The sequence below is a fragment of the Azospirillum sp. genome (assembly GCF_050789165.1).
Genome location: NZ_JBOZRT010000043.1, coordinates 1 through 2397, shown reverse-complemented (window position 1 = coordinate 2397; position 2397 = coordinate 1). Strand labels below are relative to the sequence as shown.

The window sequence follows — 2397 nt, the reverse complement described above, 5'->3', positions numbered from 1 at the left end:
GACGGCGCGGTGCGGCTGCGGCGCGCCGGCCAAGCCTTCCAGCCCGACCATGTCGCCGGCTTTCAGCAGGCGCACGGTGCGGCGCGCTCCGTCCGGCAGGTCGCGCACCAGCGCCACCAGTCCGCTGCGGATCAGGTGCAGGTGCGTGACCGCCGCGCCGGCCTCGGCCAGCACCGCGCCCTCGGGAACCAGCCGGGAGTCGAGGGCGGCCAGGGAGGCGAGGCCGCAATCTGCGCGGTCGAGCAGCAGGGCCTCGCGCAGCAGCGGGCACGCCCGGCAGGGATCCGCAGCCCGTGGCAGGACCGCGGCTTCTCGCAAACCTGTGGATCGTGAACGCGTTGTGAGCATGAACGGCCGCAGAGGTTAAGGCGTGGCCGGACGCTACGGTGGTGCACCTGAACGCCGGCTGAATGGCAGCGCTCACGTCCGCTCAGATGGACAGGCATTGAACGGACGTCATGTCGATTGGCACCACGGGATGGCCGATGCGTGCACACGGTAAGACGGCGCCGCGACGATGCGCCTGCGGCATTGCGGCCATGCATGTTCGAGCTCCGGAAATTCACCGAGGCGATTGTTTCCAGTTGGTTCCAATGCGGCTTGGGCGCATTCAAGTCTTTACCCCTTTCCAGCTCGAGCAGGTGACATTCAGGCGCTGTGGTCAATAAATTGAGGGAAGCCTAATATGCTTCCCATCCACGATCTCGTCGGGAGGTTTCGATGAAACGACTCCTCGTTGCCGCTCTCTGCACAGGGCTGCTGGTTGCGTCCTCCGCTTTGGCTCAACCCGGGCCGGGGCGTGGCATGGGCGGCGGTCAAGGTATGGGACCCGGTCAGGGCATGGGTCAGGGAATGGGGTCGGGAGGCGGCACCGGGCCCATGCATCAACAGATGTTCGGCCAGCTTGACGCCAACAAGGATGGGGCTGTCAGCCGACAGGAATTTGTCGACGGGCCGCGCGGCGGGCCCGGGTCGATGACCGACATTGCCAAGGAGCGCCGCGGCGCTCGGTTCCACCAGTTCGACACGAACAAGGACGGCAAGCTGACCCCCGACGAATGGGGAGCCTGGACGCCCGCCAAACCCTGAGAGGCTGTTCGTGGACGTCACGCGGGTGCTTCCTGGGTGACGAGCCGCTTCAGGCGGCGAGAGAGGATCGAGATGAAGGCGATCTCAATGAAAGCGACGAGGTGCTCCTTCGTCCGCTCGACGATGGTGTTCAATCGGCGGTAGCGGGACAGCCAAGAGAACGAGCGCTCCACGACCCAGGCGATCTCGGTGGAAATGAATACGCCGTTGCGCCCTCGGGCGATCGGCTGGATCGTGATGCCGAGCGCCGCGGCGGCTTTGGCCAAGCGCTCGCCGCGATAGCCGAGATCGCCGATAGCCGGTCCTTGGAAACCACATCCGGCGAGCTGGCGCAGCACCAGCACGATGCCTTTGGTGTCGTGCACGTTGGCCGGCGAGGCGTCGATCGCCAAGGGAATGCCGTACTTCTCCACGCCGAGGTGGATCTTCACGCCACGGATCTTCTTGCCGCCATCCACACCTCGGGCAAAACAGCTCGGGGCTAAGGGGCCGGTCCGGCTGTCGATCACCACCGCGCTCGGTTCCGCCGCATCGCCGCAGGCCAGCCGCCAGGTCCGCCGCAGCCGGTCGAGCAAGCGGCGCCACAGCCCGAGCCGGGTCCAGCGGGCGAACAGCGTGTACAGCGTGCCGAAGGGCAGGTCCGAGAGCCGGCCGATGGCGCGCCATTGCCTGCCGCAACACGCACCAGATGGCCATGATCGCCTTGCGCAGCCCCGCTCCGGTGAGCGCCGGCTTGGGTCCGGAACGGGTCGGGCGACTGCCGTCCGCCGCCATCGCCGTCAGCTCACTCAGCACCTCGTCGACAAAGGCATCGACATCCGAGAACGCGTCCCAGGACGCGGGCGTGGTGCTTGCGGGACGAACGGCAGTGCCCATAGAATGCAGGTCCAGGCGGTCAAAACGAGGGCCGCAGACCTACCAGACCCGCCCTCGCCGCAACACCAATTTTCATCTTAAAGTGGCATTTCGACCAGCACCGCCAGGGACGCGCCTGCTGCAAACAAGCTCTCAGTTCCACGCCGAAGGCGTTGGTGGAACTCCCTGGACGAGGCCGGTGAGCGAGATCGTTCCCGTGCCCGTCGCCGCAAGCGAACCGCCGTAGAGGCGAGTGCCGATGGAGCAGCCGGCGGTTGCCCCGGCGGCGGCCGTTCCCTCGACGTTCAGGGCGCCGTCCTCCACGCGGAGCAGGGTGTAGTCGGAGGCGGCCTCCCCTAAAATCACACCGGACAGCGGGCCCATCGTCGCGCTGATGCCTATTTCACACAAGAGGGCCGCGGTGGCGCTCGGCCCTCTTGCACACCGTGAAGG

Annotated in this window: 3 protein-coding genes and 1 pseudogene; 1 reads left to right on the top strand and 3 read right to left on the bottom strand. The window is 66.8% G+C overall.

The features are described from left to right. Positions 1 to 318, bottom strand: a 318-nt coding sequence (locus ACRWK7_RS09840; RefSeq protein WP_431856031.1) for a cyclic nucleotide-binding domain-containing protein, incomplete at its 3' end; no start/stop codon positions are given. 561 nt (positions 319 to 879) lie between these two features. Here ACRWK7_RS09840 and ACRWK7_RS09835 point away from each other — a divergent pair. After that, complete coding sequence (locus ACRWK7_RS09835) at positions 880 to 1089, top strand: hypothetical protein (protein WP_431856030.1); 210 nt, start codon at positions 880 to 882, stop codon at positions 1087 to 1089. Between the two features lie 17 nt (positions 1090 to 1106). Here the strand turns inward: ACRWK7_RS09835 and ACRWK7_RS09830 are convergent. Together ACRWK7_RS09830 and ACRWK7_RS09825 are read right to left on the bottom strand one after the other, a co-directional pair. Further along, a pseudogene (locus ACRWK7_RS09830) lies at positions 1107 to 1754 on the bottom strand (transposase); the annotation flags it as partial. A gap of 343 nt (positions 1755 to 2097) precedes the next feature. Then, the coding region (locus ACRWK7_RS09825; RefSeq protein WP_431856029.1) for a hypothetical protein at positions 2098 to 2397 on the bottom strand (300 nt) is incomplete at its 5' end.

Bases quoted from the DNA above. Each gene is read 5' to 3' on its own strand.
- ACRWK7_RS09835 (WP_431856030.1), top strand. From the start codon at position 880: ATGCATCAACAGATGTTCGGCCAGCTTGACGCCAACAAGGATGGGGCT.